This is a genomic window from Bradyrhizobium sp. SZCCHNR1098 (assembly GCF_032489375.1).
In the GTDB taxonomy this organism is placed as follows: Bacteria; Pseudomonadota; Alphaproteobacteria; order Rhizobiales; family Xanthobacteraceae; genus Bradyrhizobium.
Window position 1 is genome coordinate 278,106 of the sequence record NZ_JAUEXY010000010.1, and the last position, 25,771, is coordinate 303,876.

Consider the following 25,771-nt stretch of genomic DNA (forward strand, 5'->3'; position numbering starts at 1 on the left):
CTCGCCGTGAGACGCGTGACAAACTTCCTGGCGAATCGCTGGCGCGATGTGGATGTCCGATTGAGGCGTGATTGCGGACGCACGGCCCGGCTGCAGGCGGGCCGCGCGTTTTGCCGGGGACAGACCGCGGGAGGCGAGCAGCGCCAACGTCTTCAGGTAGACACGGAACAATCCGACTCGTTTTGCTTGTAGCCGCGTCGTTCACGGCCGGTTCCGGTGGAGACGGAGTGGCACGACGACGCAGCCGGGCCGGACACGCTTGGAGGCGGGAGCCAGTTTGTCGTGCTATGAAGGGAGGACAATGATGATGCGAGGTCTCATGGTTCGGGGCAGCCGCTGATGATTGCATCCGATCTGCACGACGGGGTGAATCGCCTGGGAGACATGATCGCTGCGGCGCGTGCGATCGTGCCCTTCACCGGCGCTGGACTATCGACCGAGACGGGCATTCCGGATTTCCGTTCTCCCGGCGGTCTATGGACGCGCAACCGGCCGATCCATTTCGACGAATTCGTCGCTAGCCAGGAGGCGCGGGACGAGGCTTGGCGGCGGCGCTTCGCGATGCAGGAGACGTTTGCCGCGGCGCGGCCCGGCCGCGGCCACCTGGCGCTTTCGTCGCTCTACCGTGCGGGGAAAATTCCGGCCGTCATCACTCAGAACATCGACAACCTGCACCAGGACTCCGGTTTCGCCCAGGATCACGTCATCGAACTGCACGGCAACACCACCTACGCGCGATGCATCGGATGCGGGCAGCGCTATGAGCTCAACTGGGTGCGCGAGCGCTTCGAGGCCGATGGTGCCGCGCCGGATTGTCCCGATTGCGCGGAGCCGGTGAAGGCGGCGACGGTATCCTTTGGTCAGTCGATGCCCGAGCATGAAATGCAGCGTGCCACCGAACTCGCGCAGCACTGCGATCTGTTCGTCGCGATCGGCTCATCGCTGGTTGTGTGGCCGGCCGCGGGCTTTCCATTGATGGCAAAGCGGGCTGGCGCGCAACTCGTGATCATCAACCGGGAACCGACCGATCAGGACGACGTTGCAGACCTTGTTATCCACCACGACATCGGCGAAGTACTCGGATCGTTCGTCCGTAATTGAACGGAAATTGATGCATTTTTGTCGGCATCTCTGTTCATATGCCTCACTGAAACCGATTTTTATCTATGCGCGGCACGAGGGAATGTTATCTTTGATTCGAGAGATTCGCGTGACTCATCGTGGGTATAGGTGGTGAGCACGTGTATGAGGGCGCCGTTGCAGGGGTGGCGGCTCACAATTCATATGTGAGGTCCGGGGTTATGGGGTCGGACGGATTTGAGTCCAAGAAGCTTGGGATGCCGGTCGTTGGTGTATCGACACCAACCCGGCTCGGGGCGGAATATCAAACCGGCGTCGCGCGCGACTCGGCAATCGATGCGATGACCGGTCTTGGCGAGAACCTCGTCGAAATCAGCGGTGTCATCAAATGGTTCGACGCCTCGAAGGGATACGGTTTCATCGTTCCCGACAATGGCTGGCCGGACGTGCTGCTGCACGTCACGGTGCTCAGGCGCGACGGCTACCAGACCGCCTATGAAGGTGCTCGCCTGGTGGTGGAGTGCGTGCAGCGCTCCAAGGGCTACCAGGCGTTCCGCATCGTCTCGATGGACGAGTCGACGGCGATCCATCCGGCGCAGATGCTGCCGCCGCGCACCCATGTGACGGTGACGCCGACCAGCGGGCTGGAGCGAGCCCAGGTCAAGTGGTTCAACCGGCTGCGCGGCTTCGGCTTCGTGACCTGCGGGGAAGGCAGCCCGGACATTTTCGTCCACATGGAGACCCTGCGCCGCTACGGCATGACCGAGTTGCGCCCCGGCCAATGGGTGCTGGTCCGCTACGGGCCAGGCTCCAAGGGCATGATGGCGGCCGAGATCCACCCCGAGACGGGCTCGCCGGCATTGTCCTCGCACTGAGCGGATGCTTCCTGCGACCACGGTATTTGACGGCCCCCTGGAACGGCGCTTCCTGGGGCCGTTTTCATGTCGGCTCCGCTTCACGGACCGGGCCGCGGTCTTGCTGCGGAGGCCGCGACCGTGTAGTGACGGGTCCTCCAGGACAATGGTCCTTGAGAACATCGGGGTATAGCGCAGCCTGGTAGCGCGGCAGTTTTGGGTACTGCAGGTCGTTGGTTCGAATCCAGCTGCCCCGACCATCTCCGCAGCGGCGCGGCTTTCTCAGGCGGGGCCTGATAGCTGGCGCGATACTCACGATAGCGAGAAAGATTTCGGCCAGGCCGCCAGCGCTCAATCGGCCGAGCGACCGCGAGCGCGGCTGGGCCGATAAAAAAATTCGGATGCTCCCGCAGCGGCAAAACCCGGGAGCATCCGAAGTGTGCGGGTGAATCCGGGGAAGGAACATCCGCTGGTCGTCAGCATCCTCTGAATCGAAATCTCGCGTCTTTGCGCTAAATCAAATCAGGCGCAGGAGGCCGTTCGCGCGTCGGCCGTGCCGAGGTCGCGGCGGGCCGATCAGCGCGCCAGCTCGTCCTGCGCCAGGCGGCCGTCGATGATGTGCACGCGCCGGTGCATCTGAGCGGCGAGGTTGAGATCGTGCGTGACCGCGACGACGGTCTTGCCGCGCAGCGTGACGAGATCGCGCAGGATGCCGAACACCTGCGCGGTCGCGGCGGTGTCGAGGCTGCCGGTCGGCTCATCGGCGAGGATCACCGGCGGATCGTTGGCGAGCGCGCGCGCCACCGCAACGCGCTGACGCTGGCCGCCGGACAATTTGTCCGGCGTCTTGCGCAGATGATCGGCGAGGCCGAGCGACGCCAGCAGCTCCTCGGCGCGCTGGGTGACGGCGCGCGGCGACAGCCGGGCCAGCGCGCGCATCGGCAGCGCGACGTTCTCGGTGATCGAGAATTCCGGCAGCAGGAAATGAAACTGGAAGACGAAGCCGAGCCGCGACAGTCGCACCTCGGCGCGCTCATCCTCGTTCATGCCCGTCGTCGAGCGGCCGTCGATCAGCACGTCGCCCTGGCTCGGCAGGTCGAGCAGGCCAAGCAGGTAGAGCAGGGAGGATTTTCCCGAGCCCGACGGTCCGGTGATGGCGATGAGCTCGCGCGGACGGATCACGAGATCGATGTCGGCCACCAGCGTCACCGGCACCTCGCCGGGCAGCACCTTCGTCACTTGCCGCGCCTCGATCAGGGGCGGGCTCACGTCGCGCCCCGGATGATGTCGACCGGATGCAACCGCGCCGCGGCCCGGGCCGGAAAGTAGCCGGCGACGGCGCTGGAGATCAGCGCGACCGCGCCCGCGAGCAGATAGTGCTTCAGCGAATACAGCACGGGCAGATGATTGTAGTCGGAAAACGGCGTCTTGAACTCGAGCGAGGCGAGCCCGCGGGTAAGCAGGTAGCCGAGCGCCCAGCCGAGGGCGGCACCGGTGAGGCCGATGAACAGCGCCTCGACGATGAAGATGGCGCGGACCGTGCGGTCGCGGAAGCCGAGCGACTTGAGGATGGCGATGTCGCGGGTCTTCTCGTGGGTGATGGTCGAGATGATGTTGTAGGTGCCGAAGCTCGCGACCAGCAGGATGGCGCCGACGATGGTGTACATCAGCACGTTGCGCAGCGTGATCGCCGCCAGCAGATCCTCCTGCGCCTCCTGCCAGGAGACCGCCTTGTAGCCGGTCTGCTCGCCGATGCGCTCGCTGATAAGGCGCGCCTGCATCGGATCGTTGGTGCGGACGCGGATCTCGTTGATGATCCCGGTCTGGCGCTCCAGGATCTGCGCGGTGCGCAGCAGCACGTAGCCGGTGGTCTCGTCGGTGCCGCGGAAGCCGGAATGGAAGGTGCCGACTACGGTCGCGTTCATGCTGATGCCCTGGGCCGAGGCGAGCGTGATGTTGGAGTTCACTCGCGCGCCGATCTTGGCCGCGAGCCGGTCGCCGAGCAGGATCGCGTGCGAGGACCGGTACAGCGAATTGAGATTGCCCTGCCGCATGTGGCTCGGCAGCGTCGAGACTTGGCCCTCCGTGCGCGGATCGATGCCGATGATCGCGACCGTCAGGTTGCGGCCGGCGAAGCGCAGCACGGCCTTTGACTGCACCGACGCCGTCAGCGCGCCCGGCACCCAGCCCTGCAGCGAGGCAATGGTGGCCATCGGGTTCTTGATGCCGGGGCGGCGGACGTTCGGGGTCAACCGGTGGAATTCGGCCGCCGCATAGACCAGGTCGGCCGGCTGGCGGGTCGGCTGGCGCAGCTCGTCGGTGATCGAAATGTGCGGCAGCGCGTCGACCAGCGTGCGGATGAAGTCGTCCTGGGAGCCCTCCATCATCGCCGCCATCATCACCGAAAACGCCACGCCAGTCATGACGCCGGCGATTGCGACCAGCGTCTGCCGGGCGCGATGGCGCACATGGGTCCAGGCGATGGTCAGGACGAGGCTCATGGCGCGGACGTCTCGGGCTCGATCACGCGGATCCGCTCGCCGTCCTTGATGTCGGCGGTCGCGGGCGCCGCGACCAGCTCGCCTTCGCGGGCGCCGTCGAGGATCTCGACCGCCGCGGAGCCGCGGATGCCGATCCGCACCGCGCGCCGATGCACACGGCCGCCTTCGATCACCATGAGGCTGTTGTTGACGACGGCATTGGCCGGCGCGAGCAGCGTGTCGGCCGTCTCGCGGCTGACGATGTTGGCCTCGACGCTCATGCCGACGCGCAGCGGCGTGTTGTCGGGCAAGCCGATCCGCACGCGGAACGTCTTCGCCACGGGATCGCCCGCCGGCGTGATCTGCTTCACCGTCCCGGGCAGCGCCTGGTTGCCGAACGCATCGGCGCGCAGCAGCGCCTTCTGGCCGACCTGGACACGGGGGATGTCCTCTTCGTTGACGTCGGCGACGACCCAGAGCGGCTTCTCCAGGCCGACGCGGTAGAGGATGGTGCCGGGATCGACCATGTCGCCGACCTCGCCGTCCTCCTTGAGGACGACGCCGTCCATCGGCGCCACCAGCTTGAAGTAGTCGAGGCGCTGGGTCTGGGCCGCGATCTGGGCGCGGATGCGGGCGAGATCGCTTTCGGAGCGCTGGTACGCTTGCGAGGTGGCCGCGCCGCGCGCCAGTAGCTGCGTCTGCCGCTCGAATTCGAGGCGCTGGAATTCCTCCTGTGCGCGCAGATCGTTCAAGGTGGCCAGCGCCTCCTTGTCGTCGAGCCGCGCCAGCACGTCGCCGGCCTTGACCAGCTTGCCCTCGCAGCGGCAGCGCTCGACGATGCGGCCGCGAACCAGCGGCGTGCTCCGCGACCACGTCTCCGGCTCCACCGCGCCGGTTGCATAGACGATCTCGGCCGCCGTGCCGCGAGTGATGCGGGCGGTCGCGATGAGCGGTCCACGCATCCACCATACGGCAAACCCAGCCAGTGCGCCGAACAGCAGGATGATCGAGAGCAGGCCGCGCCACGGAAAACGACGCCGGCCGCGATCGACGGCCGGCGTGGCAGCAATGGCGTTGGATGGGTCCGGCGTCAGCATGTCCATGATCGAACGGACCCTGCGACGGGAGAAAGGCTATACTTAGCCCGCAGTGCCAGTCGCCACGCGGGGCGGAGCCATCTTGAAGTGCTGTTTGGCATAGGCGACGATCTGGCGATCGGTCGGGTGATCGGCAACCTCGACGCCGACGATGCGCTTTCCGACCGCAGGATGCTTCTCGTGCAGGTACTTGGCAAGCTCGGTCTTGGCGCTGGCCGGACCGATGATCAGGATCTCGCCGGCGTCATCGAGCGCGTGAGCGACCTCCTCGAGGAAATTCTTGTCGGGCGCCGCGTGGCCGCTGCCGATCTCGTTGGCCTTGTGGTGCAGATGCTTGGTCTGCAGGTGTGGATGCAGCGTCAGCTCGTCGGCACCGGTCAGTCCGATATGGAACACCTTGGCCTCGCTGTGATCGAGCCACACGACGGCATGGAAATGAGTCGGCATGTTCTGGTCCTTGTCAGCAAATTGCCGCGTGGCGGCCTTGTGCGTTCGCCAGGGAACGCGCACCGCGGAAGGCGGCACCCCTTGTGATGCAAACCTTAGCGAGCCCGATCGTGGCCGGCTTGATGCAGGTCAACGGACGCGCGGACCACCCCCGCGCCCCTGATGTGCGGGGTTTACTTCGGCGCAGGCGGCTTCGGCAGCGGCTTGTCCTGCCGCTTCGACCAGGAGATGTAGTAGGCCACGGTGGTCATGATCGCGATGCCCGCCGCGCTGACGAGGATCTGCGCCAGCAGCGAACCTGAGCTCAGCATCAGGGTGAAGTGGCCGATGAAGGACAGGAACACGCCGACGCAGAACACCGCCAGCGACTGTTGGCCGCAGACGACGAGGGGATCGAGCGCCTTCCACTCCAGGCCCGGCCATTCCTTCGGCACGAAACGGATGACCAAAATGACGATCACCACGAAATGCAGGAAGCGGTACGGCGCGAGATTGGTCTTGTCGTTGGGATTGAAGGCCGAATAGAGCCAGTTCGGAAACATCGATCCGAGCTCAGGGAAGCGGCCGGCCATCGTCATGACCAGTGCGAGCACCATGTAGGCGATGCAGAAATAGAGCGTGGCCGGCGCCATGATGATGCCCATCGAGCGGCGGGCGCCGCCGAGCGCGCACCATGAGCCGAACACGAACAGCACCTGCCAGCAATACGGATTGAAGTACCAGGTGCCGGCCGGGTAGGCCGCAAAATTCCAACCCATCTGCCGCGCCACGAGCCAGAGCACCATCGAGGCGATCATGGTCAGGTCGGGCTGGCGCAGCATCATCCACAGCACCGGCGGGAAGAAGCCCATCAGCACGATGTAGAGCGGCAGCACGTCGAGATTGACCGGCTTGAACTTCAGGATCAGCCCCTGGGCCAGCGTATCGCTGGCGTGGTCGACGAGGCCCGCGACGTTGAACTCGTCGATGATCTCGGAGACGCCGAAGCGCGTCGCCAGATAGCTGATGGCCACAATATAGATCACGAACAGCACGATGTGGGCGACGTAGAGCTGCCACACCCGCTTGAACAGCCGGGTGGCGCCGACGATGAAGCCGCGGTCGATCATCATGCGCGCATAGACGAACGAGGCGGTATAGCCGGAGATGAAGACGAACAGGTCGGCGGCGTCGCTGAAGCCGTAATTCCGCGTGGTGATCCAGTTCACCACATTGTCGGGGATGTGATCGAGAAAGATCGCCCAGTTGGCGATTCCGCGAAACAGGTCGAGCCGAAGGTCGCGCCCTCGCTCGGGCAGCGTGGCATTGATTTTCATGGCCGCTTCAACGCACTGTTTTGAATGGAAAACGTCGGGGGGCAGAGGCGCCGTGGCAGTCGACCGAGATTGTCACGGGACGGCAGAATGACTATACGGAGCACGATAAACGGTCATGTCCAGGATGGGAATCACCGTTCCGTGCTGAAGCTTGCCTGTAACCCATCCCGGCCGTTTCCGCCAAACGCATGACGACCGCAGCTTCCAGGGGCTCTACCAGCCATGACCGCACGCATTTTCAAGCCCGCCAAGAACGCGATGCAATCGGGCAAGGCCAAGACCCGGGACTGGCAGTTGGATTATGAGCCGGAGCAGCCGCGTTCGGTCGAGCCGCTGATGGGCTGGACGTCGTCCTCGGACATGAAGCAGCAGGTCACCTTGCGCTTCGACACCAAGGACGAGGCGATCGCCTATTGCGAACGCAAGGGCATTCCCTATGAGGTGATCGAGCCGAAGGAGCCGGTGAAGCGGCAGATCGCCTATGCCGACAATTTCTCGTTCCGCCGCGGCGAGCCTTGGACGCATTGAGGGGCCGACACGGCCATCATCCGTTCAGCAGCCCGCCGGGGATGGGCAGCGGCGCGTCCTTGGACAGGCCGAGCACCGGGAAGCTCCTGATGGACCGGACGCCGGGCAGGGCGGCGAACTGGCGGAGCTGGCGGCTCATGCCTTCGACCCCGGTCGACACGCATTTCAGCAGAAAATCCGCATCTCCCGACAGCCGCCAGCATTGCTGGACCCAGGGCAACGGTACGATCGCGGCCTCGAACGCCTCCAGCGCCGTCTGGTGCTGGCTGTCGAGCTGAATCGACACGAACGCTACCACCTCATAGCCCAGCGACCGCTCGTCGATGCTGGCGCGGATGGACTTGATCACGCCGCTATTGCGCAGCGTCCGCACGCGGCGCAGGCAGTTCGGATGCGAGATCCCCACCCGGCCGGCGAGCTCATTGATGCGGATCCGGCCGTCGGCCTGGAGCTCCGCCAGGATCCTGCGATCGATCGCGTCGAGCTCCGGGCTGCCAGCCATCGGCGCGGCCCGTTCAGCCGGTCGGGTGATCAGGCCGGCCGCCGCCGGCCTGCGCAGGCGGCATGACGCCGGAGAGGACGAGCTTCTCATGGGCCGCGATGATCGTCTCCTTGCTGAGCCGGCCGCCTGGACGGTACCAGCTGCACAGCCCGGTCAAGAGCGCGATGATGGCAAAGGTCGCGACCTGGATGTCGTCGACGTCGAACACGCCTTGCGCCACACCGTCGCTGAGGATGTCGGCCAGCCGGCGCTCATAGGCGCCGCGCAGCGCCACCACCGCCTCATAGTTGCGGGGCTCGAGACTGCGCAGCTCCGAGTTGGCGATGAAGACCTCGCGCTTTCGGGTCATGTGATAGCCGACGTGGAAGGCGACGAACGCCCTGAGACGTTCGACCGGACCCTGGGTGCCGCGCAGCGCCTGGTCGAGCTCGCGCAGGAGGTTGTTGATGTGGTCCTGGATCAGCTCCGCCAGCAGCTCCTGTTTGGTGCTGATGTGATTGTAGAGCGAGCCTGGCTGGATGCCGACCTCGGCGGCGAGCTGGCGCAGGCTCATGGCCTCATAGCCGTGCTGGAAGATCAGCCGCAGGCCGGCCTTGCGGATCGCCTCCATCGTCGTCGGACCATGCGACCCGATCGTGCGCGCCATCTCGTCCTCGCTGGACCGTCCCGGTGCCGATCGCGGCGGATCCGCCACGGTAGGGGGTCCCGTAGTGAAGTCTGAAAATTCCGTGGTCTCAAGCAAATGCTGCTCGCCCCGGACCCTACAACAATCCGCTTGAGAATAGAATTTAAAAACGTATGATCGTTTAATTCGAGAGGGACGGATGGCCGCAAACCGGGCCGCCGGCGGGCAGGGAGGACAGCATGCGGGCAAAGATGGTACACCCGGGCTCGCAGCGGCCTGGACGGCCGCGACCGCTCTGACGCGTGCTCCCACGGCTTCCCCCTCCAGCCTCGCAACGAAGACGCCGGTCATGACGCTTCATTCCACGATCGATCCATCGTCCTCCGATTTCGCCCGTAATGCCGACGCCATGCGCGGGCTGGTCGCCGACCTCAGAACAAAGCTGGCGCAGGTCGCTGAGGGCGGCGGCGAAGCCTCGCGCAACCGGCACCTGTCGCGCGGCAAGATGCTGGCGCGCCAGCGCGTCGACCTGCTGCTCGACCCCGGAACGGCGTTCCTCGAACTGTCGCCATTGGCCGCACACGGGCTCTATGGCGGCGACGTCCACTCGGCCAGCATCGTCACCGGCATCGGCCGCATTGCCGGCCGTGAATGCGTCGTCGTCGCCAACGACGCCACCATCAAGGGCGGCACCTACTACCCGATGACGGTGAAGAAGCATCTGCGTGCCCAGGACATCGCCCGGCAGAACAATCTACCCTGCGTCTACATGGTCGACTCGGGTGGTGCGTTCCTGCCGCTGCAGGACGAGATCTTCCCCGACGAGCGGCATTTCGGCCGCATCTTCTACAACCAGGCGCAGATGTCGGCGGCCGGCATTCCGCAGATCGCGATCGTGATGGGCTCGTGCACGGCGGGCGGCGCCTATGTGCCGGCGATGTCGGACGAGAGCATCATCGTGCGCAACCAGGGCACAATTTTTCTGGGCGGCCCGCCGCTGGTGAAGGCGGCAACCGGCGAGGTCGTCAGCGCCGAGGAGCTGGGCGGCGCCGACGTGCATTCACGCCAGTCGGGCGTCACCGACCACTATGCGCAGAACGACGCGCACGCGATCGGCATCGCACGGCGCATCGTCGGCACGCTGAAGCCGCCGGGCGCACGCAGCGCGCTGAACATGCGCGAGGTGCGCGAGCCGCGCTACACGGCGGAAGAGATCTACGGCGTCGTGCCGGTCGATGGCCGCAAGCCGTTCGACGTGCGCGACATCATCGCGCGGGTGGTCGACGGCTCGGAGTTCGACGAGTTCAAGAAGCTCTACGGCCAGACGCTGGTGTGCGGCTTCGCGCATATCTGGGGCCATCCGGTCGGCATCATCGCCAACAACGGCATCCTGTTCAGCGAGAGCTCGCTGAAGGGGGCGCACTTCATCGAGCTGTGCTGCCAGCGCAACATCCCGCTGGTGTTCCTGCAGAACATCACCGGCTTCATGGTCGGCAAGAAATACGAGGCCGGGGGCATCGCACGCGACGGCGCCAAGCTGGTCACGGCGGTCGCGACCGCCGCGGTGCCGAAGTTTACCGTCGTGATCGGCGGCTCCTATGGCGCCGGAAACTACGGCATGTGCGGCCGCGCCTATGCGCCGCGCTTCCTCTGGATGTGGCCGAACGCGCGCATCTCGGTAATGGGCGGCGAGCAGGCGGCGATGGTGCTGAGCCAGGTCCGCCGCGATGGCATCGAGGCCAAGGGCGAGAGCTGGCCCACGGAGGAGGAAGAGAAATTCCGTAGCCCCATCCGTGCGCAATACGAGGCCCAGGGCAATCCCTACTACGCGACGGCGCGGCTGTGGGACGACGGCGTGATCGATCCCGCCGATACCCGCCTCGTGCTCGGGCTCGGATTGTCTGCCGCCGCCAATGGCCCGGTCGAGCCGACCAGGTTCGGCCTGTTCAGGATGTGATCATGGTTCGTCCCGGATTGTATCGCCGTTTCCGCAAGCTCCTGATCGCCAACCGCGGCGAGATCGCCGTGCGCGTCATCCGCACGGCGCGCGCGATGGGGTTGAAGACCGTCGCCGTCTATTCGGAGGCCGACCGCAACGCGCTGCATGTCGCGCTCGCCGACGAAGCCGTGCTGCTCGGCCCCGCGCGTGCCCGCGACTCCTATCTCAACATCGAGCGGCTGATCGAGGCCGCCAGGCAGACCGGTGCCGAGGCCGTTCATCCCGGTTACGGCTTTCTGTCCGAAAGCGCCGAGTTCGCGCAGGCCTGTCTCGACGCGGGGCTGGTGTTCGTCGGCCCGACCGCGGCGATGATCACCGCGATGGGCTCGAAATCCGGCTCCAAGTTCCTGATGGAGCAGGCGGGCGTGCCGCTGGTGCCCGGCTATCACGGCGAGGCGCAGGACGAGGCGACGCTCGCCAATGAAGCCGCGCGGATCGGCTTCCCCGTGCTGATCAAGGCCTCCGCCGGCGGCGGCGGACGCGGCATGCGCGTGGTCCACGCGGCCGGCGATCTGAGCGATGCCGTCACCAGCGCCAAGCGCGAGGCCAAAGCGGCGTTTGGCGACGACCGTGTGCTGATCGAGAAATTCGTCCAGAACCCGCGCCACATCGAGGTGCAGATCATCGGCGACAGCCACGGCAATCTGGTGTCGCTGTTCGAGCGCGAATGCACCTTGCAGCGTCGGCACCAGAAGGTGGTCGAGGAGGCGCCGTCGCCGACGCTGACGCCGGAGCAGCGGGAGACGGTTTGCGCGGCGGCGAGGCGCGCGGCGGGCGCGGTGAACTATGTCGGCGCCGGCACCATCGAGTTCGTCTCCGACGGCCGCGACGTGTTCTTCATCGAGATGAATACACGCCTGCAGGTCGAGCATCCCGTCACCGAGTTGATCACCGGCGTCGATCTCGTCGAATGGCAGTTGCGCGTCGCCTTCGGCGAAGAGCTGCCGCTGACGCAGGACCAGATCCGGTTGCATGGTCATGCCATTGAGGCCCGCGTCTACGCGGAAAATCCCGCCAAGAACTTCATGCCCTCAGTCGGCACGATCAAGACCTGGCGGCTTCCTGCTGAAACCGGCGGCCTGCGCATCGATGCCGGCTATCGCGAGGGCGATGCGGTCTCGCCCTATTACGACGCGATGCTCGCCAAGATGATTGCCTGGGCGCCGACCCGCGAGGTCGCGATCGAGCGGCTCAACCGCGGCCTGGAGGACACCGACGTCCGCGGCATCGTCAGCAACATCCCGTTCCTGTCGGCGCTGCTGACGCATCCCGACGTCGTGGCGAACGCGATCGACACCGGTTTCATCGAGCGCCATCTGACGCATCTGACCCAGTCAGGGGCGGTGGCCGGCGACGTCGAGCTCTGTGCCGCCGTCGCGGCCATTCTCATCGACGAGCAGACCGTGGCCGTGAAGGAGCAGGGATCGCCGTGGCGCGCATCCGGTTGGATGCCGGTGGGACTGCGGCAGCGCATGTTCTCGTTCCGCCAGGGCGCCGGAGCGGAGTCGCGGACGGTGACGCTGGCCTATGGTCCGGGCGTGCAGCGCCTGTCGATCGAGGGCCGCGAGAGCTCGTTCTCGGTCACTCCGACCGACGACGGCGGCTTCGACCTTGTGCGCGACGGCGTCAAATCCCATGTGGTGGCCGTCATCGAGGGCCACGAGCTGTACCTGCGAACCCGCAACGGCCGTTTCGATCTGCATTGGATCGATCCGTTCGGCGGTGACGACGAGGAGCAGGCCGGCGAGGACAAGATCGTGGCGCCGTTGCCGGGGACCGTGGTGGCGCTGCTCGCGCAGGAAGGTGCGGTCCTGGAGAAGGGCGCGGCGATCCTGACGCTCGAAGTCATGAAGATGGAGCAGACCCTGCGGGCGCCGTTCGCAGGCCGGCTCAAGGCGATCAAGTGCAAGGTCGGCGACATCGTGCAGGAAGGCGTCGAACTGGCGGACCTCGAACCGTCCGCCTGATCCTCGAACCCGAAGAGGTCGGCATGAGCGAAAGCGTGCGCATCATCGAAATGGGCCCGCGGGACGGCCTGCAGAACGAGAAGATGCCGATCAGCGTGGCCGATCGCATCGCCTTTGTCCGTGCGCTGGTGGACGCAGGGCTGACCACGGTCGAGGTCGGCGCCTTCGTCTCGCCCAAGGCAATCCCGCAGATGGTGGGATCGGACGAGGTGATGCGCAGCGTCGCCGCGTTGCCCGGCGAATTCCACGTGCTGGTGCCGAACGTGAAGGGCTATGAGGCGGCGCGCGCTGCCGGCGCCAAGGTGATCTCGGTCTTCACCGCGGCCTCCGAGAGCTTCTCCCGCGCCAACATCAATTGCTCGATCGAAGAGTCGCTGGAGCGCTTCAAGCCGGTGATCGCCCACGCCAAGGCCGACGGCATCCGGGTGCGCGGCTACGTCTCCTGCGCGCTGGGTTGCCCCTATGAAGGCGAGATCAGGCCGCAGGCCGTCGCCGATGTCGCGAAGGCGCTGTGGGACCTCGGCTGCTACGAGATATCGCTGGGCGATACGATCGGCGTCGGCACGCCGCTCAAGGCCAGGCAGATGCTGCGCGCTGTCTGCGACGACGTGCCGGTGACGCATCTGGCGATGCATTTCCACGACACCTACGGCCAGGCGCTGGCCAATCTCTATGCGGGCATGGAGGAGGGCGTCCGCGTCATCGATGCCGCGGCCGGCGGCCTCGGCGGCTGCCCGTTCGCGCCGGGCGCGACCGGCAACGTCGCGACCGAGGACGTCGTCTACATGCTCGAAGGCATGGGCATCCGCACCGGCGTCGACATGACGAAACTGCTGGCCGCCACCAACGAAATCAGCCGGCTGCTCGGCCGGCCACCGGTCAGCCGTGTTGCAGCGGCACTGAATGCGAAGAACAGGCGAGCAGCGAATGGCTGAGGGGACGAACAGCGAGTAGGGAATAGCGAATCGGGGAAAGGCAGAATCGCCGTATTCCCTATTCGCCACTCCCTATTCGCCATTCGCCGCCGCGTCAGCGGCTCAGATCCGGCCCCATCACGAGATCCGGCAGCGCCGTCGAGATCTGCGGCACGAAGCAGAGCAGCAGCACGGCGGCCATCATCAGCAGCACGAACGGTAGCGTGCCCCAGATCACCTCCCGCAGCGGGATGTCCGGCGCGACGTTTCTGATGACGAAGATGTTGAGACCCACCGGTGGATGGATCAGGCCCATCTCCATGACGATCGTCATCACCACGCCGAACCAGATGATGTCGAAGTTCGCCGCGCGCAGCGGCGGCAGGATGATCGGCGCCGTCATCAGGATGATCGACACCGGCGGCAGGAAGAAGCCGAGCACGACCACCATCAGCAGGATCGCGGCGAGCAGCTCCCAGCGCGGCAGATGCATCGCGACGATGTATTCCGCTACCGACTGCGAGATGTGCAAGTAGCTCATCACGTAGGAGTACAAGAGCGACATGCCGATGATCAGCATCAGCATGGTCGACTCGCGCAGCGTCGCCTTCATGATCGGCGCGAGGTCGGTCGGGCTCCAGACTCGGTAGATGATCGCAATCAGCACCAGCGCCAGGATGCCGCCGAGACCTGCCGTCTCCGACGGCGTGGCCAGCCCGCCATAGAGCGCAACCATGACGCCGGTCAGCAGCAGCACGAACGGGATCACGCGGGGCAGCACGGAGAAGCGCTGCGCCATCGTGTATTCGTCCTTGATCAGGATGTCCGACCAGGTGCCCGACTTCTCATAGACCGTTTTTGCGCGCGCGTATTCCTGGCGGAAGCGAACGACGGCATAGACGCCGAACAGCGTGACCAGCAGCAATCCGGGGCCGATGCCGGCCAGGAACAGCCGTCCCAGCGATTTCTCCGCGGCGATCGCGAACAGGATCATCGTGATCGACGGCGGCAGCAGGATGCCGAGCGTGCCGCCGGCGGCGATGATGCCAGCTGCGAAGCCGCCGGAATAGCCGCGCTTGCGCATCTCGGGAATGCCGGCCGAGCCGATCGCCGAGCAGGTCGCGGGCGACGATCCCGCCATCGCCGCGAACAGCGCGCAGGCGAACACGTTGGCGACGCCCAATCCGCCGGGCACGCGATGCAGCCAGGCATGCAGCGCGGAGTAGAGATCCTGTCCGGCGCGGGAACGGCCGATCGCGGCACCCTTGAGGATGAACAGCGGGATCGACAGCAGCGTGATCGACGCCATCTCCTCGTAGACGTTCTGCGTGACGGTATCGAGCGACGCGGCCGGCATGTAGATGGCCATGAATACGACGGCGACGGCGCCGAGCGCGAACGCGATCGGCATGCCCGCGAACATCGCAAACAGGGTCGAGAGTCCGTAGGCAACTCCAATTCCGAACACGCTCATCGACGCGCTCCGGTCAGCGGGGCCACGATCTGCAGCAGCATCTGCAGGCACAGCAGGGTCATCCCGGCGGCCATCAGGCCGTAAGGAATCGCCAGCGGCGGCGACCACATCGAATTCGAGACCTGGCCATCGACCCAGGCCTCGTGTGTCAGGGTCCAGGATTTCCAGGTGAAGAAGGCACAAAACAAGAAGCTCGCGACGTCGACCAGCCAGAGCCTGATCTTGTTGGCGAGCGGCGACATCAGCCCAACGAAGGCTTCGATGCTGACGTGGCCGCGATGCTCCTGCACATAGGCCGCAGTCATGAAGGTGGCGCCGACGAGCAAGAACACGGCGGCTTCGTCCTGCCAGTAGTTGGCGGCCTTGAACAGTGCACGGCCCGCCACGCTGTAGCTCAGGATGACGCAGGCCGCGACCAGTGCGAACGCGGCCAGAACGACGATGATGCGATTGAGTAGCGAGACAACACGCTGGAGCGGCGCCAGCGGACCGCTGGCGCCGATGGCTGTCGTGGCCTCGGTATCGATAACGGGCGCGTGCATCAATCAGGCCGCGACGTCGGAGGCGAGCTTGAGGAGCTTGGCGCAGTTCGCAGACTTGCCGCCATAGTCCTTCCAGGCCGTGTCACGGGCAATGTCGCGCCATTTGTTGACGGTCTCGACATCGAGCTCCACAACCTTGGCGCCCGCCTTTTCGTAGACCTTGGCAACTTCGATGTCGTCGTCCTGCGCGCCCTTGCGCCCGAACGCCTCCATCTCCGCGCCGACCGCGAGGAGGATGTCCTGCTGGTTCTTCGGCAGCTTGTCGAACGAGGCCTTGGACATCATCAGCGGCTCGAGCATGAACCAGTACGACGCCTTGGCTCCGGAGGTGAGGGCCTTCGACACCTCTTCCAGGCGGAACGAGATCAGGCTGGTCGACGAGGTGATGCCGGCATCGCAGGCACCGGTCTGCATCGCGGTGTAGATTTCGTTCGATGGAACCGACAGCACCGAGGCGCCGGCGGTCTGCAGCACCATGTCCATCTCGCGCGAGCCGCCGCGCACCTTCATGCCCTTGGCATCGTCGGGTGTCACCAGCGGCCGCGATCGGCTGGCGACTCCGCCCGCCTGCCAGACCCAGGTCAGCAGGATGATGCCCTTGTCCGCCAGAAAATCGCTCAGCGTCTTGCCGACCGGCTCGTTCTTCCAGCGCATGCCCTGGTCGTAGGTCGTGACCAGACCCGGCATCAGCGCGATGTTGGTCTCGGGAACCTCACCGCCGGCATAGGGCATCGGATAGAGGCTGATGTCGAGCGCGCCCTTCCGCATCGCCGAGAACTGCGCCACCGTCTTGATCAGCGACGAGTTCGGATAGATTTCGGTCGCGATCTCGCCGCCGGAGCGTTTCGCAACCGCCTCCGAGAACACCCGGCAGAGCCGGTCGCGGAAATCGCCCTTGTCGATGGTGCCGCCGGGAAACTGGTGGGAGATCTTCAGCGTCGTTGCCGCGTGGGCCGTACCGGTTCCAAAACGCAGAATGGCCGGCGCAGCGAGCGCGGATGCGATGACATGACGGCGTGATAGCATGAGATTTCCCCTGGACAACTTTTGGTTGGGTTCCCGACCCCGGTTCGTTGGCGTGACTTATACCAGCCAATTTGCCGGACTTACCTCTAGCCGAACTAGACAGTTCGTTCGAGGCCAAATGCATGGGAAGCGACATAATGCTGCGGCGCACGTGCCGGCCTGTGAATCCCTTGCGCGGGTTGTACTAACATGGCTTTGCCGGGCAAAATTGTGTCGTTGATTCCAGAAGAGGGCGCATTCGAGTCAAATTTGATCGAACAATGATTCTCGTCCGCGCTCGTAACAATCGCCTTCATCGGAACGTCGATGTCCAAGAACGGCGCGTCCGTCGCCGTCGAACCCGTCATACGAAGGAGCGATCATCATGACCAATCGTAGCCGCCTCATCCTCGGAATCTCCGCTGCCGCACTCGCGTTCAACGTGGCCGTCGCGCCGACGGCATTCGCGGAGGACAAGATGAGCAAGGACGATGGGATGAAAAAGGGCGCGATGTCCCACGACGGCATGAAGAAGGACTCGATGGCGAAGGACGCCATGAAGAAGGACGATGCCATGTCCAAGGACGGGATGAAGAAGGACGACGGCATGATGAAGAAGAACTGACGCGTCTCGCACGTCATCGTGCGATGGGACGACCGTATCAGTCCCATCGCCGATGAATGAGGAATCGCAGCGATGCCGGCTGCGACGACACGCAGGTCTCGTGGTGGCAGCGTCGCTGCTTACTTCTTCTTTCCACGGGCCTTGCGCGCGGCGTAGCGCGCATCGCGCTTCGCCTTCTGCTCGGCTTCCATCTCGGCCAGACGGGCGGCTTGTTCTTCCGCCTCGCGCGCAAGCCGGGCACTCTCGGCGGCCTTGGCCTCTTCCTCGAGACGCTTCTGCTCGGCCTTGGCGGCCTCGCGCTCCAATCGCTGCTGCTCGCGGCGGGCGGCGGCGGCTTCGCGCTCCTGCCGTCGCTTCACGACTTCGGGATCGTCCGGTCCCGGCTGCGATTTGAACTTCTGCACGATGCTCTGGCGGGCCTGCTGTGCGGCCTTCTGCCGATCGGCAAATCCAGGTTCCTTGAATCCTCTCATGGAGACGTCGTCACTTCGCTAGTTGGGTGTTCGGTCAGGGTGTGGTCGGTCAGGGGCTGCACGCGCCGCCAGGCAATTCTTCCACGATGTCGTGAACACGAGCGGAGGCCGACGCGAGCCCGTGTGTATAGGATCGCATGCGTCGATGACAAATGCTTTATCGCCGCTCCTCCACATCCGACTTGCCCGGCGCTTGCATGGCGTTCGCCGGAGGCTATGTAAGCAGCCCCGTCGCTGACGCAGGTCGGCGGGCTGTGAGTCGCTTCACGCCTCGCGGCACCAGCGCACCGCCCAGGTGCGACATCCAACGGAGTTGACCGGCATGACCTCTGTTCGCCGTGGGCGCATGGCGCTCGGCCTCGCTCTCGTGGTCAGCGCATGCGTGATGACCGCGGTCCTCGCCCGCCCGAGGCCCGTTTCGGCCGGTGTGCTGGGTTCCGAATGGGAATGCGGGCAACTGTTCTGGGTGACGAGCTGCACGCGGATCGAGTCGATCTCGCCGGCATCGCGCCAGCAGCAGCAGCAACCGCACGGTGAAGCCGCTGGCCTGCGGGCCGCCTAGGGCACCGATGAGTACGCAGGGGCCGGATAACGGGCGACGCGGCGCCGTGGCGGGACTCGTGTTCGCGGCGGTCGTGGTGGCCTTCGGCTTGTGGTTGGCCCGCAGCCTGACCTCCGCAAGCCGGATGCAGGATTGTCTGATGTCGGGACGAACCAACTGCAACGTGATCGTGCCCGACCGGTGACCGCCGATCAGCTCGAACCGGATCGGCAAGACCGCGCAAGCGAGGTTGCACGATCGGAGCGGCGAATCAGGCTGCGTCTCGGTTAACCTGACGCGGCAGGCTGACTTGGCCGCAAAATAGTCGGGATTTTACCCGTTTGTCGCGCAAATTATGGTGTGTCCGGACCATACACGCCGAAGCCGGCGAGCCGGGGTCATCAGTCCGCATCGCACCCCGCCCTGCGCGGCAACCAACGCAGACGGCGGGCGATCAAAGGGGTAGGGGAGAATGACGTTGTCCAACCAGAGCACACGGTGGCTGCCCGCGATCGCAATCCTGACTGCGGTCGCGATCCCCGCCCAAGCCGGGGCGCAAACCCAGGACCAGGCTGGTCCTGGCGCCGGGCATTCGCCCCAGGTCCGCTCGCCGGGTGTCATCCGCCAAGCGCCAGCCCAGGGTGGGCAACCGGGCGGCCAGCCCCATGTCCAGATTCCGCGGCAAGCCGGCCCCATGGCCGGCCAGCCGCAGGGAGCACAGCCGGCCGCACCGCCGCGGGCTGCCGTTGCCCCCCAGGGACGTCCGCCGGGAGCCAGCCACGGCTACGCCGCAGGCCCGGGTCCGGCGGCGATCGGGCGGGGACCGGATGCGCGCTATGCGCACGGCAGGGTCGCCGTGCGCGACTATGGTGGGCAGCCTTATCGCGGCCGGATCGGCTGGGAAGGTGGCCGCTGGCGTCATGAGGTTCATAACGGCCGTCCCGGCTGGTGGTGGGACGTCGGTGGCGTCTGGTACTATTATCCCGAGCCCATGGAAGGGCCGCCGACCTACGTGTCGGAGGACTATGCTGACGATGTGGTCTATGCACCGTCGGCGGCCTACGAGGCGCCCCCGCCGGTTGTCTACGAGCCGGCGCCGCCTCCGGCCGAAGTCGATCCGGGCGCCAGCGCGCTCGGGGGCGCGATCATCGGCGGGGTGCTCGGCGGCATCCTCACCGGCAAGGCGGGCGGTGCCGCGGCGGGCGCCGTGCTCGGTGGTGCCACCGGCGCGATCGCCGGCGCGACGGCTGCGGCGCGACCAGGCTATTATCTGTCGCAGGGCAATTGCTACTATCGTTATCCGTCGGGAGAGTATGTCGCGGTCGATCCGCGCTCCTGCTACTGAGCCACTGCCGACGGGGAGCGCTGCGGTCGAGCCTGCTCGGCGGACGCGCGGTCCTGGCCGAATCTCCGCAAAGCTCCGGAGCAGGAGTGGGAGCGAATCTTGATAGACTCCGCTTCATTGTTCGAGAGGTGAGAGCTTCGGGGCCATGACCAAGGCGTCCAAGCTGGTTGCCGCCAAGGGCGGAAGGGTTCTCCTGGTCCGACGCCGGGCCGACGGACGCTGGATGTTTCCGGGCGGCCGCAAACGCGCGCAGGAAACGGCGAAGGATTGCCTGAAGCGCGAGATCAAGGAGGAGCTTCCGAAGCTCAAGCTCGGCCGCCTGCGGCTGTGGAAGGAAGTCACCGCCAAGAATAAGCGGTCGGGCCGCAAGATGAGCGACGCCATCTTCATCGCCAAGCATGCCAAAGGGCGCCTGGAGATCGGAGACAAGAAGGAGATCGACCGCGCGGTGTGGCAGAAGCCCTACGGACTCAGCCTGACGCCGACGTCGCGCTACATCCGCGACCAGCTGTTTCCACGAAAGTCGGACTGAACCATCGTATGCTGGGAACATCCCGGCCGCTTGGGCGTTATCTGCCCATGCCTTACGATAGCACAGACAGACAGCCTCGCGTCCTCACGCCGGAGGAGCGTCGGGCGCGTGACGCCACCCGCAGGGCTGATGCCGAGCAGGCCATGCGCGATCACGAGGCGGCCCAGCGGGCCTTTTACGCCAACCGCGAGCGGCTCAGGGCCGAGCGTCTCGCGCGGGAGGCCGCAACCAAGTCGGACTGATGGGAGCTCCGGTCAGCTCGCCTGGCGGCTCCGGAATGCGTTCGCCATCCGCAGGAATGCTTGATCAAGCAGTGCATACATGTCGCCGGTGATGTCGCAATCGAACATCGCGCGGCGCATGCATGTCATCCACTCGTCGCGCTCGGCGTCGCCGATCGGATACGGACGGTGCGCCGACATGATGCAGCGATGCTCGGCCCGCTCGAAATAGAGCGCCGGCCCGCCGAGCCATCCGCTGAGAAATTCGAACAGCAACTGCTTGATCGGACCAAGATCGGCGTCGTGCATCGCCCGGATGCGGCTGGCGCCGGGCTCTTGGTCCATGATGGTGTAAAAGCGCTCCGCCAGACGGCGCACGCCAGCCTCGCCGCCCACGAGCTCGTAGGGCGTCGCTTCGATCACAACTGCTTCTGCTTCGTTGGCTGAATTCGCTGCCGTCATCGCATCTCGTTTCCGCTCGTCCCTCTGCAGCCAACAAGCGGCAGAGGTATGGCGCCTTGATCTGGATCAAGCGGGAAAACGAGCGAGCGTTCGGGCTAGCGAATGCTGGCTTTGACGCGGCGCTGCCGGTCGGTGTCGGCGGCGATCTGGCGCAGCGTCTGTCGGAGCAAAGCGAGGTCGACCGGCTTGGAGAACGGCGGATAGACGTTGAGGCCGAGGATCTTGCCGGCGCGGACCGTGACGTCCCGGGTCTGATCGTCGGAGCCGCTGATGATCAGCACCGGCGTGCGGGATTTGATGTCCGCCAACAGCTGCAACACCTCCGTGCCGGAGCGCTCGCCCAGATTCAGGTCGAGCGTGATGCATTCGAAGCTGCGCCGGCGCAGCACGTTCATCGCGCCGTCGACCGAGTTCACGCCGGTCGTCGCAAAGCCCGCCTGCACGGCGATCTTGCGCAGGATCGACAGATGAACGTCGGCATCTTCGATCACGAGAAGTTCGTTGAGCATGGTCCCCGCGCGGCTGTGTGTCGGCTTCTGATGGACCGGCGGAGCTTAAGAGGGGGTTTCTGATTTCCTCGTAAACATCCAGTCCCGTAGAACAACGGGAGGATCAGCTGCACGCTATCCACCATTGCCGGCGCGGCTCAGAACGGCCGCCGGCCCGGCATCGCGTTGGAGGAGCCCGGCAGATTGGTCGTCGGCGCCGAAGCGGGCGGTGGCGAGCGGCCGCTCGATTGGCGCCAGTGCTGGACGTGCAGGAGGATCCCGGCCACCAACAGCGGCGCGACGGCGGCCACCGCCAGCAGCGGCGACAGCGGCTTGGGGGTGATCATCTCCATCGTCATCTCGCAGACCATCCAGATGGCTGCGGACGCCAGCACGAAGTCGCGGGAGGGGATGCGAAGCCAGTACAGGAAGCCGGTGATGATCGCGGCCGGCGCAATGATCGGTCCGATCATGTAGAAGTTCAGCTCGGGCGGCGTCACGGCGTCGAGGACCATCGATGCCAGCAGCCACAGACTGAGGAACATCACAGCGCCGTCGACGTATCTCATGGCCAATCTCCGCCGCGACATTTTGGCGCAATCTTTGTCCGGTTTATGGCTGTTCCGTCAAGGGCCATGGCGTCCCAGCCGATTTGCAGCCCGTTTTGGCGGATTTTCGCCCGCCATCCCGGCCGCCGACCAGCTCCTTGTTCCATTGCCGGCCCATGCTCAATCCGCCGAGAAGCCGAACGGAACCGACGACGTCCGGAAATCGTCCGGCAGGATCTCGCGCCCGATCGGCGGCGCCGAGCGTGCCGCGCATTTCGGCCGGTGGCAGACTCGGCAGGCGACGCCGATCGGCGTCGGCGCGTTGGCATCAGGCCCGTGGCCGTCGCGGGTGTAGATCAACTGGCCCGCATGCTCGGCGGCGCAGCCGACCGCAATCGCCCGCTCGACGCGGACGGCGCCGTAGGAGCCGCCGCCGGCGGTCACCGTGCGCGCGATCGAGAAGAAGCGGCGGCCGTCCGGCAGCTCCAGCCATTGCGTCACGATCTGGCGCGGCGTCTTGAAGATGCCGTGCACCGACCACAGCGGGCAGGCGCCGCCGTGGCGCGCGAACGGGAAGCCGGCGCCGTCGAGCAGCTTCGAGACGTTGCCGGCGGGATCGACGCGGATCAGGAAGAACGGAATCCGCTCGGCGCCCGGCTTCTGCAGGGTCGTGACGCGATGCGCCGTCTGCTCGAAGCTGGTGCCGAACTGCCGCGCCAGCGCCTCGAGATCATAGGCCCTCGCATCGACGGCCTTCGCGAAGATCGAATAGGGCATGATGATCGCAGCCGCCGCGTAGGCCGCGAGCGCGCGCCGCGCCAAGAGCTCGGCGGTCTTGCTCGCGAACTTGCCGTCCTCCAGCGCTGCGCCGATCTCGGTATCGAGCTCGAGATAAGCGAGCTGCCGGGCGAGCTCGAATTTCAGGCTCGCGCTGTCCAGCGAGTCCTCGATCAGCAATTGCCGCCGGTGCAGGTCGAGCCGCCGCAGCGAGCCGAGCATGACGTTCGGCGGCATGTAGCGGACCTGGAGATTGTGCCGCGCGCGAAAGCGCTCGATGAAGCCGGCCGGCCCCGCCGAGACCTGCGGGGACCCGGTCGGCGGCCCCTGGAAGATGGCCTGGGCGAGGCGCTCGGCGGCATCGTCGAGCTGGGCAAAGTTGTTGCGGCGGGCGGCGAGGAAGCGGCGGACGTCGGCAACAGGATCGTTGGCATCGAAACCGTCATTTCCCGGCCGCGGCGCTGTGCCGGCCAGCGCCGGCGCGCGCTGCTCGGCCAGCGCGAGCTGCTCCTCGCGATACGCCGTGTAGAGGCGCAGGAAGGCTTCGGTCATGCCGGGATAGCTGACCGCGAGGTCGGAAATCTCCAGCGCGGGGATGTCGATGTCGGAGAACATCGGGTCCTTCAGGACCGACTGCATCCGCGCGGTGTGATCGGCACCGCCGTCGCCGGCCAGATCGGCCAGGTCGATCTTGTAGGTCCGGGCGAGGCGCAGCAGCATGTCGGCCGTCACCGGCCTCTGGTTCCGCTCCAAAAGCGCCACGTAAGGCGCTGAGATTTCGAGGTCCGCGGCCATGTCGGCCTGGGTCAGGCCGAGCTCGCGCCTGAGGCGGCGCAGGCGCGGGCCCATGAAGATCGATCGTGCCGTGGCGGTGGTCATGGCCAAATCCCGGTCTTGTAATCTCCTTACAGCTATACACGAGATGTTTGTAAAGTGTGACAAGTTTTCCGCGCAATGTCTGGTCCGCCGTCCCAGCGTGCTTACAACAGGTCCCAGGTTGTCCTTAACCAAGGGATCACGGACATGAATTTCCAACCGCGTGGATTGAGCGATCAGGCCATCCAGGGGCCGGCGTCCTATCAGGCCGAAGTCGAGGCGGCGCGTGCGCTGCTCGAGACCCAGCCGACCTGGAACGGCGTCACCGCCGAGGCCGTGGCGCGCATGCGCCTGCAGAACCGCTTCCGGACCGGCCTCGACGTCGCCCGCTACACCGCCGCGGTGATGCGCGCCGACATGGCCGCCTATGATGAGGACAGCACCAAGTACACGCAGTCGCTGGGCTGCTGGCACGGCTTCATCGCGCAGCAGAAGCTGATCTCGATCAAGAAGCATTTCGGCAAGACCGATCGCCGCTACCTCTATCTCTCGGGCTGGATGATCGCGGCGCTGCGCTCCGAGTTCGGCCCGCTGCCGGACCAGTCGATGCACGAGAAGACCTCGGTGCCCGCGCTGATCGAGGAGCTCTACACCTTCCTGCGCCAGGCCGACTCGCGCGAGCTCAATGATCTGTTCCGCACGCTGGACGCAGCCCGCAAGGCCGGCGACAAGGCGAAGGAGACCGAGATCATCGCCAAGATCGACGGCTTCCAGACCCACGTCGTCCCTGTCATCGCCGACATCGATGCCGGCTTCGGCAATGCGGAAGCGACCTATCTGCTCGCCAAGAAGATGATCGAGGCGGGCGCCTGCGCGCTGCAGATCGAGAACCAAGTCTCCGACGAGAAGCAGTGCGGCCACCAGGACGGCAAGGTCACCGTGCCGCATGACGTCTTCCTGGCCAAGATCCGCGCCTGCCGCCACGCCTTCCTGGAGCTCGGCGTCGAGGACGGCATCATCGTCACCCGCACCGACTCGCTCGGCGCCGGCCTGACGCAGCAGATCGCCTTCTCTAGCCAGCCCGGCGATCTCGGCGACCAGTATAACAGCTTCCTCGACTGCGAGGAGGTGACGCCTGCGAACGCCCGCAACGGCGACGTCATCATCAACCGCGACGGCAAGATGCTGCGGCCGAAGCGGCTGCCCTCCAACCTCTACCAGTTCCGTCCCGGCACCGGTGAGGACCGCTGCGTGCTCGACTGCATCACCTCGCTGCAGAACGGCGCCGACCTCCTGTGGATCGAGACCGAGAAGCCGCATATCGAGCAGATCGCCAAGATGGTCGACCGCATCCGCAAGGTGATCCCGAACGCCAAACTCGCCTACAACAACTCGCCGTCGTTCAACTGGACCCTCAACTTCCGTTGGCAGGTCTATGACGCGATGAAGGAGGCGGGCCAGGACGTCAGCAGGTACAACCGCGCCGAGCTGATGAAGGCGGAGTACGACGACACTCCGCTGGCGAAGGAAGCCGACGAGCGCATCCGCACCTTCCAGGCGGATTCGGCCAAGCGCGCCGGCATCTTCCACCACCTCATCACGCTGCCGACCTACCACACGGCCGCGCTCTCGACCGACAACCTCGCCCGCGAGTACTTTGGCGAGCAGGGCATGCTGGGCTACGTCAAGAACGTCCAGCGCGCCGAGATCCGCCAGGGCATCGCCTGCGTCAAGCACCAGAACATGGCCGGCTCCGACATCGGCGACGACCACAAGGAGTACTTTGCTGGCGACAAGGCGCTGAAGGCCGGCGGCGCGCACAACACGATGAACCAGTTCGGCTGATACAGTCCTGCTGAATTGTTGAACTAACACGACCCGTCTGGAGTGGCACCGCTCCGGGCGGGTTTTGTTTTTGCGCAGGCTTTCCAAGGCGCAACTCGATACTCCCATCATAAGCGCGCTACTCGTGGTCAACGTGCAGCGGCGGCCTCGGACCCCCACCCCTCATGGTGAGGAGCGCCGCCCTTGCGGCGCGTCTCGAACCATGAGGCCACAGCGCGGGCCTCGCCCTTCGAGACGCCCGCCTGCGGCGGGCTCCTCAGGGTGAGGA

At 65.7% G+C, this 25,771-nt stretch carries 28 protein-coding genes and 1 tRNA gene; 14 read left to right on the forward strand and 15 right to left on the reverse strand.

The genetic code is table 11. From position 1 onward, the window contains the following. Positions 1-339 precede the first annotated feature (339 nt). The 3 genes from QX135_RS22295 to QX135_RS22305 all read left to right on the forward strand — a co-directional run bounded on the left by QX135_RS22295 (position 340) and on the right by QX135_RS22305 (position 2,194). The gene (locus tag QX135_RS22295) at positions 340-1,101 is read left to right on the forward strand and encodes an SIR2 family NAD-dependent protein deacylase (protein WP_316180035.1); all 762 of its coding nucleotides are present in this window, start codon (positions 340-342) and stop codon (positions 1,099-1,101) included. 200 nt (positions 1,102-1,301) lie between these two features. Next, entirely contained in the window at positions 1,302-1,955 is a 654-nt protein-coding gene (locus QX135_RS22300; RefSeq protein ID WP_315737862.1) for a cold-shock protein, read from the forward strand. Between the two features lie 162 nt (positions 1,956-2,117). Further along, positions 2,118-2,194: transfer RNA gene (locus QX135_RS22305), tRNA-Pro, on the forward strand. A 316-nt stretch (positions 2,195-2,510) separates the two neighbouring features. Here QX135_RS22305 and QX135_RS22310 read toward each other — a convergent pair. From QX135_RS22310 to QX135_RS22330, 5 genes are all read right to left on the reverse strand, one after another. After that, positions 2,511-3,203, reverse strand: coding sequence for an ABC transporter ATP-binding protein (locus QX135_RS22310; protein WP_315774692.1), 693 nt, complete (start codon positions 3,201-3,203; stop codon positions 2,511-2,513). After that, positions 3,200-4,435 (reverse strand): ABC transporter permease, encoded by a 1,236-nt coding sequence (locus tag QX135_RS22315; protein ID WP_315737864.1) that lies wholly within the window; start codon positions 4,433-4,435, stop codon positions 3,200-3,202. Before QX135_RS22315 ends, QX135_RS22310 begins: the two co-directional genes overlap by 4 nt. After that, entirely contained in the window at positions 4,432-5,511 is a 1,080-nt protein-coding gene (locus QX135_RS22320) for an efflux RND transporter periplasmic adaptor subunit (protein ID WP_315811075.1), read from the reverse strand. The genes QX135_RS22315 and QX135_RS22320 overlap by 4 nt, the downstream gene beginning before the upstream one ends. Positions 5,512-5,553: 42 nt before the next feature. Next, on the reverse strand, positions 5,554-5,958 hold the full coding sequence (locus QX135_RS22325; protein WP_315772149.1) for a translational machinery protein: 405 nt from the start codon (positions 5,956-5,958) through the stop codon (positions 5,554-5,556). A gap of 173 nt (positions 5,959-6,131) precedes the next feature. After that, positions 6,132-7,274 (reverse strand): OpgC domain-containing protein, encoded by a 1,143-nt coding sequence (locus QX135_RS22330; RefSeq protein ID WP_316180031.1) that lies wholly within the window; start codon positions 7,272-7,274, stop codon positions 6,132-6,134. Positions 7,275-7,496: 222 nt separating this feature from the next. Between QX135_RS22330 and QX135_RS22335 the strand changes: the two genes are divergently transcribed. After that, positions 7,497-7,802: an ETC complex I subunit gene (locus QX135_RS22335; RefSeq protein WP_315737868.1), complete on the forward strand. Its 306-nt coding sequence runs from the start codon at positions 7,497-7,499 to the stop codon at positions 7,800-7,802. A gap of 16 nt (positions 7,803-7,818) precedes the next feature. Here QX135_RS22335 and QX135_RS22340 read toward each other — a convergent pair whose 3' ends face one another. Both QX135_RS22340 and QX135_RS22345 read right to left on the reverse strand, forming a co-directional pair. Beyond that, positions 7,819-8,304: an Lrp/AsnC family transcriptional regulator gene (locus QX135_RS22340; RefSeq protein ID WP_315772148.1), complete on the reverse strand. Its 486-nt coding sequence runs from the start codon at positions 8,302-8,304 to the stop codon at positions 7,819-7,821. 13 nt (positions 8,305-8,317) lie between these two features. Next, positions 8,318-8,950 carry a TetR/AcrR family transcriptional regulator gene (locus tag QX135_RS22345; RefSeq protein WP_316180029.1) on the reverse strand — a complete coding sequence of 211 codons (633 nt, stop codon included), beginning with the start codon at positions 8,948-8,950 and terminating at the stop codon, positions 8,318-8,320. 328 nt (positions 8,951-9,278) lie between these two features. Between QX135_RS22345 and QX135_RS22350 the strand changes: the two genes are divergently transcribed. Genes QX135_RS22350 through QX135_RS22360 form a run of 3 tightly spaced genes read left to right on the forward strand, consistent with a single transcriptional unit; the run spans position 9,279 to position 13,830 of the window. Further along, positions 9,279-10,886: a carboxyl transferase domain-containing protein gene (locus QX135_RS22350; protein ID WP_316180027.1), complete on the forward strand. Its 1,608-nt coding sequence runs from the start codon at positions 9,279-9,281 to the stop codon at positions 10,884-10,886. A gap of 2 nt (positions 10,887-10,888) precedes the next feature. After that, positions 10,889-12,895: an acetyl/propionyl/methylcrotonyl-CoA carboxylase subunit alpha gene (locus tag QX135_RS22355; RefSeq protein ID WP_316180025.1), complete on the forward strand. Its 2,007-nt coding sequence runs from the start codon at positions 10,889-10,891 to the stop codon at positions 12,893-12,895. Positions 12,896-12,918: 23 nt separating this feature from the next. Next, positions 12,919-13,830 carry a hydroxymethylglutaryl-CoA lyase gene (locus QX135_RS22360; RefSeq protein ID WP_315774702.1) on the forward strand — a complete coding sequence of 304 codons (912 nt, stop codon included), beginning with the start codon at positions 12,919-12,921 and terminating at the stop codon, positions 13,828-13,830. Between the two features lie 94 nt (positions 13,831-13,924). On the opposite strand, the gene QX135_RS22365 is transcribed toward QX135_RS22360, so the two are convergent. The 3 genes from QX135_RS22365 to dctP are packed head-to-tail and all read right to left on the reverse strand — an operon-like array spanning position 13,925 to position 16,851. Beyond that, complete coding sequence (locus QX135_RS22365; RefSeq protein WP_315755523.1) at positions 13,925-15,283, reverse strand: TRAP transporter large permease; 1,359 nt, start codon at positions 15,281-15,283, stop codon at positions 13,925-13,927. After that, the gene (locus QX135_RS22370; RefSeq protein WP_315737875.1) at positions 15,280-15,825 is read right to left on the reverse strand and encodes a TRAP transporter small permease; all 546 of its coding nucleotides are present in this window, start codon (positions 15,823-15,825) and stop codon (positions 15,280-15,282) included. Before QX135_RS22370 ends, QX135_RS22365 begins: the two co-directional genes overlap by 4 nt. A gap of 3 nt (positions 15,826-15,828) precedes the next feature. Then, positions 15,829-16,851: a TRAP transporter substrate-binding protein DctP gene (dctP, locus tag QX135_RS22375; RefSeq protein ID WP_316180023.1), complete on the reverse strand. Its 1,023-nt coding sequence runs from the start codon at positions 16,849-16,851 to the stop codon at positions 15,829-15,831. A 364-nt stretch (positions 16,852-17,215) separates the two neighbouring features. On the opposite strand from dctP, the gene QX135_RS22380 reads away from it, so the two are divergent. Further along, the gene (locus tag QX135_RS22380) at positions 17,216-17,455 is read left to right on the forward strand and encodes a pentapeptide MXKDX repeat protein (RefSeq protein WP_315797370.1); all 240 of its coding nucleotides are present in this window, start codon (positions 17,216-17,218) and stop codon (positions 17,453-17,455) included. A gap of 119 nt (positions 17,456-17,574) precedes the next feature. Here QX135_RS22380 and QX135_RS22385 read toward each other — a convergent pair whose 3' ends face one another. Beyond that, entirely contained in the window at positions 17,575-17,928 is a 354-nt protein-coding gene (locus QX135_RS22385) for a DUF6481 family protein (protein ID WP_315737878.1), read from the reverse strand. Positions 17,929-18,250: 322 nt separating this feature from the next. Here QX135_RS22385 and QX135_RS22390 point away from each other — a divergent pair, with 322 nt between their 5' ends. The 5 genes from QX135_RS22390 to QX135_RS22410 all read left to right on the forward strand — a co-directional run bounded on the left by QX135_RS22390 (position 18,251) and on the right by QX135_RS22410 (position 20,588). Further along, a complete protein-coding gene (locus QX135_RS22390; RefSeq protein WP_316234287.1) occupies positions 18,251-18,490 on the forward strand; it encodes a hypothetical protein in 240 nt (79 codons plus the stop codon). A gap of 46 nt (positions 18,491-18,536) precedes the next feature. Continuing rightward, on the forward strand, positions 18,537-18,674 hold the full coding sequence (locus tag QX135_RS22395; RefSeq protein ID WP_315755519.1) for a hypothetical protein: 138 nt from the start codon (positions 18,537-18,539) through the stop codon (positions 18,672-18,674). 267 nt (positions 18,675-18,941) lie between these two features. Continuing rightward, entirely contained in the window at positions 18,942-19,814 is an 873-nt protein-coding gene (locus QX135_RS22400) for a hypothetical protein (protein WP_316234288.1), read from the forward strand. Between the two features lie 145 nt (positions 19,815-19,959). Beyond that, entirely contained in the window at positions 19,960-20,346 is a 387-nt protein-coding gene (locus tag QX135_RS22405) for an NUDIX hydrolase (RefSeq protein WP_315712048.1), read from the forward strand. A gap of 47 nt (positions 20,347-20,393) precedes the next feature. Then, positions 20,394-20,588, forward strand: a complete 195-nt coding sequence (locus QX135_RS22410; RefSeq protein WP_315737880.1) for a hypothetical protein — start codon at positions 20,394-20,396, stop codon at positions 20,586-20,588. A 12-nt stretch (positions 20,589-20,600) separates the two neighbouring features. On the opposite strand, the gene QX135_RS22415 is transcribed toward QX135_RS22410, so the two are convergent. The 4 genes from QX135_RS22415 to QX135_RS22430 all read right to left on the reverse strand — a co-directional run bounded on the left by QX135_RS22415 (position 20,601) and on the right by QX135_RS22430 (position 23,721). After that, positions 20,601-21,029, reverse strand: a complete 429-nt coding sequence (locus QX135_RS22415; RefSeq protein WP_315737881.1) for a group II truncated hemoglobin — start codon at positions 21,027-21,029, stop codon at positions 20,601-20,603. A gap of 95 nt (positions 21,030-21,124) precedes the next feature. After that, positions 21,125-21,538 carry a response regulator gene (locus tag QX135_RS22420; RefSeq protein ID WP_315737882.1) on the reverse strand — a complete coding sequence of 138 codons (414 nt, stop codon included), beginning with the start codon at positions 21,536-21,538 and terminating at the stop codon, positions 21,125-21,127. Between the two features lie 137 nt (positions 21,539-21,675). Next, entirely contained in the window at positions 21,676-22,086 is a 411-nt protein-coding gene (locus QX135_RS22425) for a hypothetical protein (RefSeq protein ID WP_315737883.1), read from the reverse strand. A 159-nt stretch (positions 22,087-22,245) separates the two neighbouring features. After that, a complete protein-coding gene (locus QX135_RS22430) occupies positions 22,246-23,721 on the reverse strand; it encodes a short-chain fatty acyl-CoA regulator family protein (RefSeq protein WP_315774705.1) in 1,476 nt (491 codons plus the stop codon). 144 nt (positions 23,722-23,865) lie between these two features. Here QX135_RS22430 and QX135_RS22435 point away from each other — a divergent pair, with 144 nt between their 5' ends. After that, positions 23,866-25,503: an isocitrate lyase gene (locus QX135_RS22435; RefSeq protein ID WP_316180017.1), complete on the forward strand. Its 1,638-nt coding sequence runs from the start codon at positions 23,866-23,868 to the stop codon at positions 25,501-25,503. Positions 25,504-25,771: the final 268 nt, after the last annotated feature.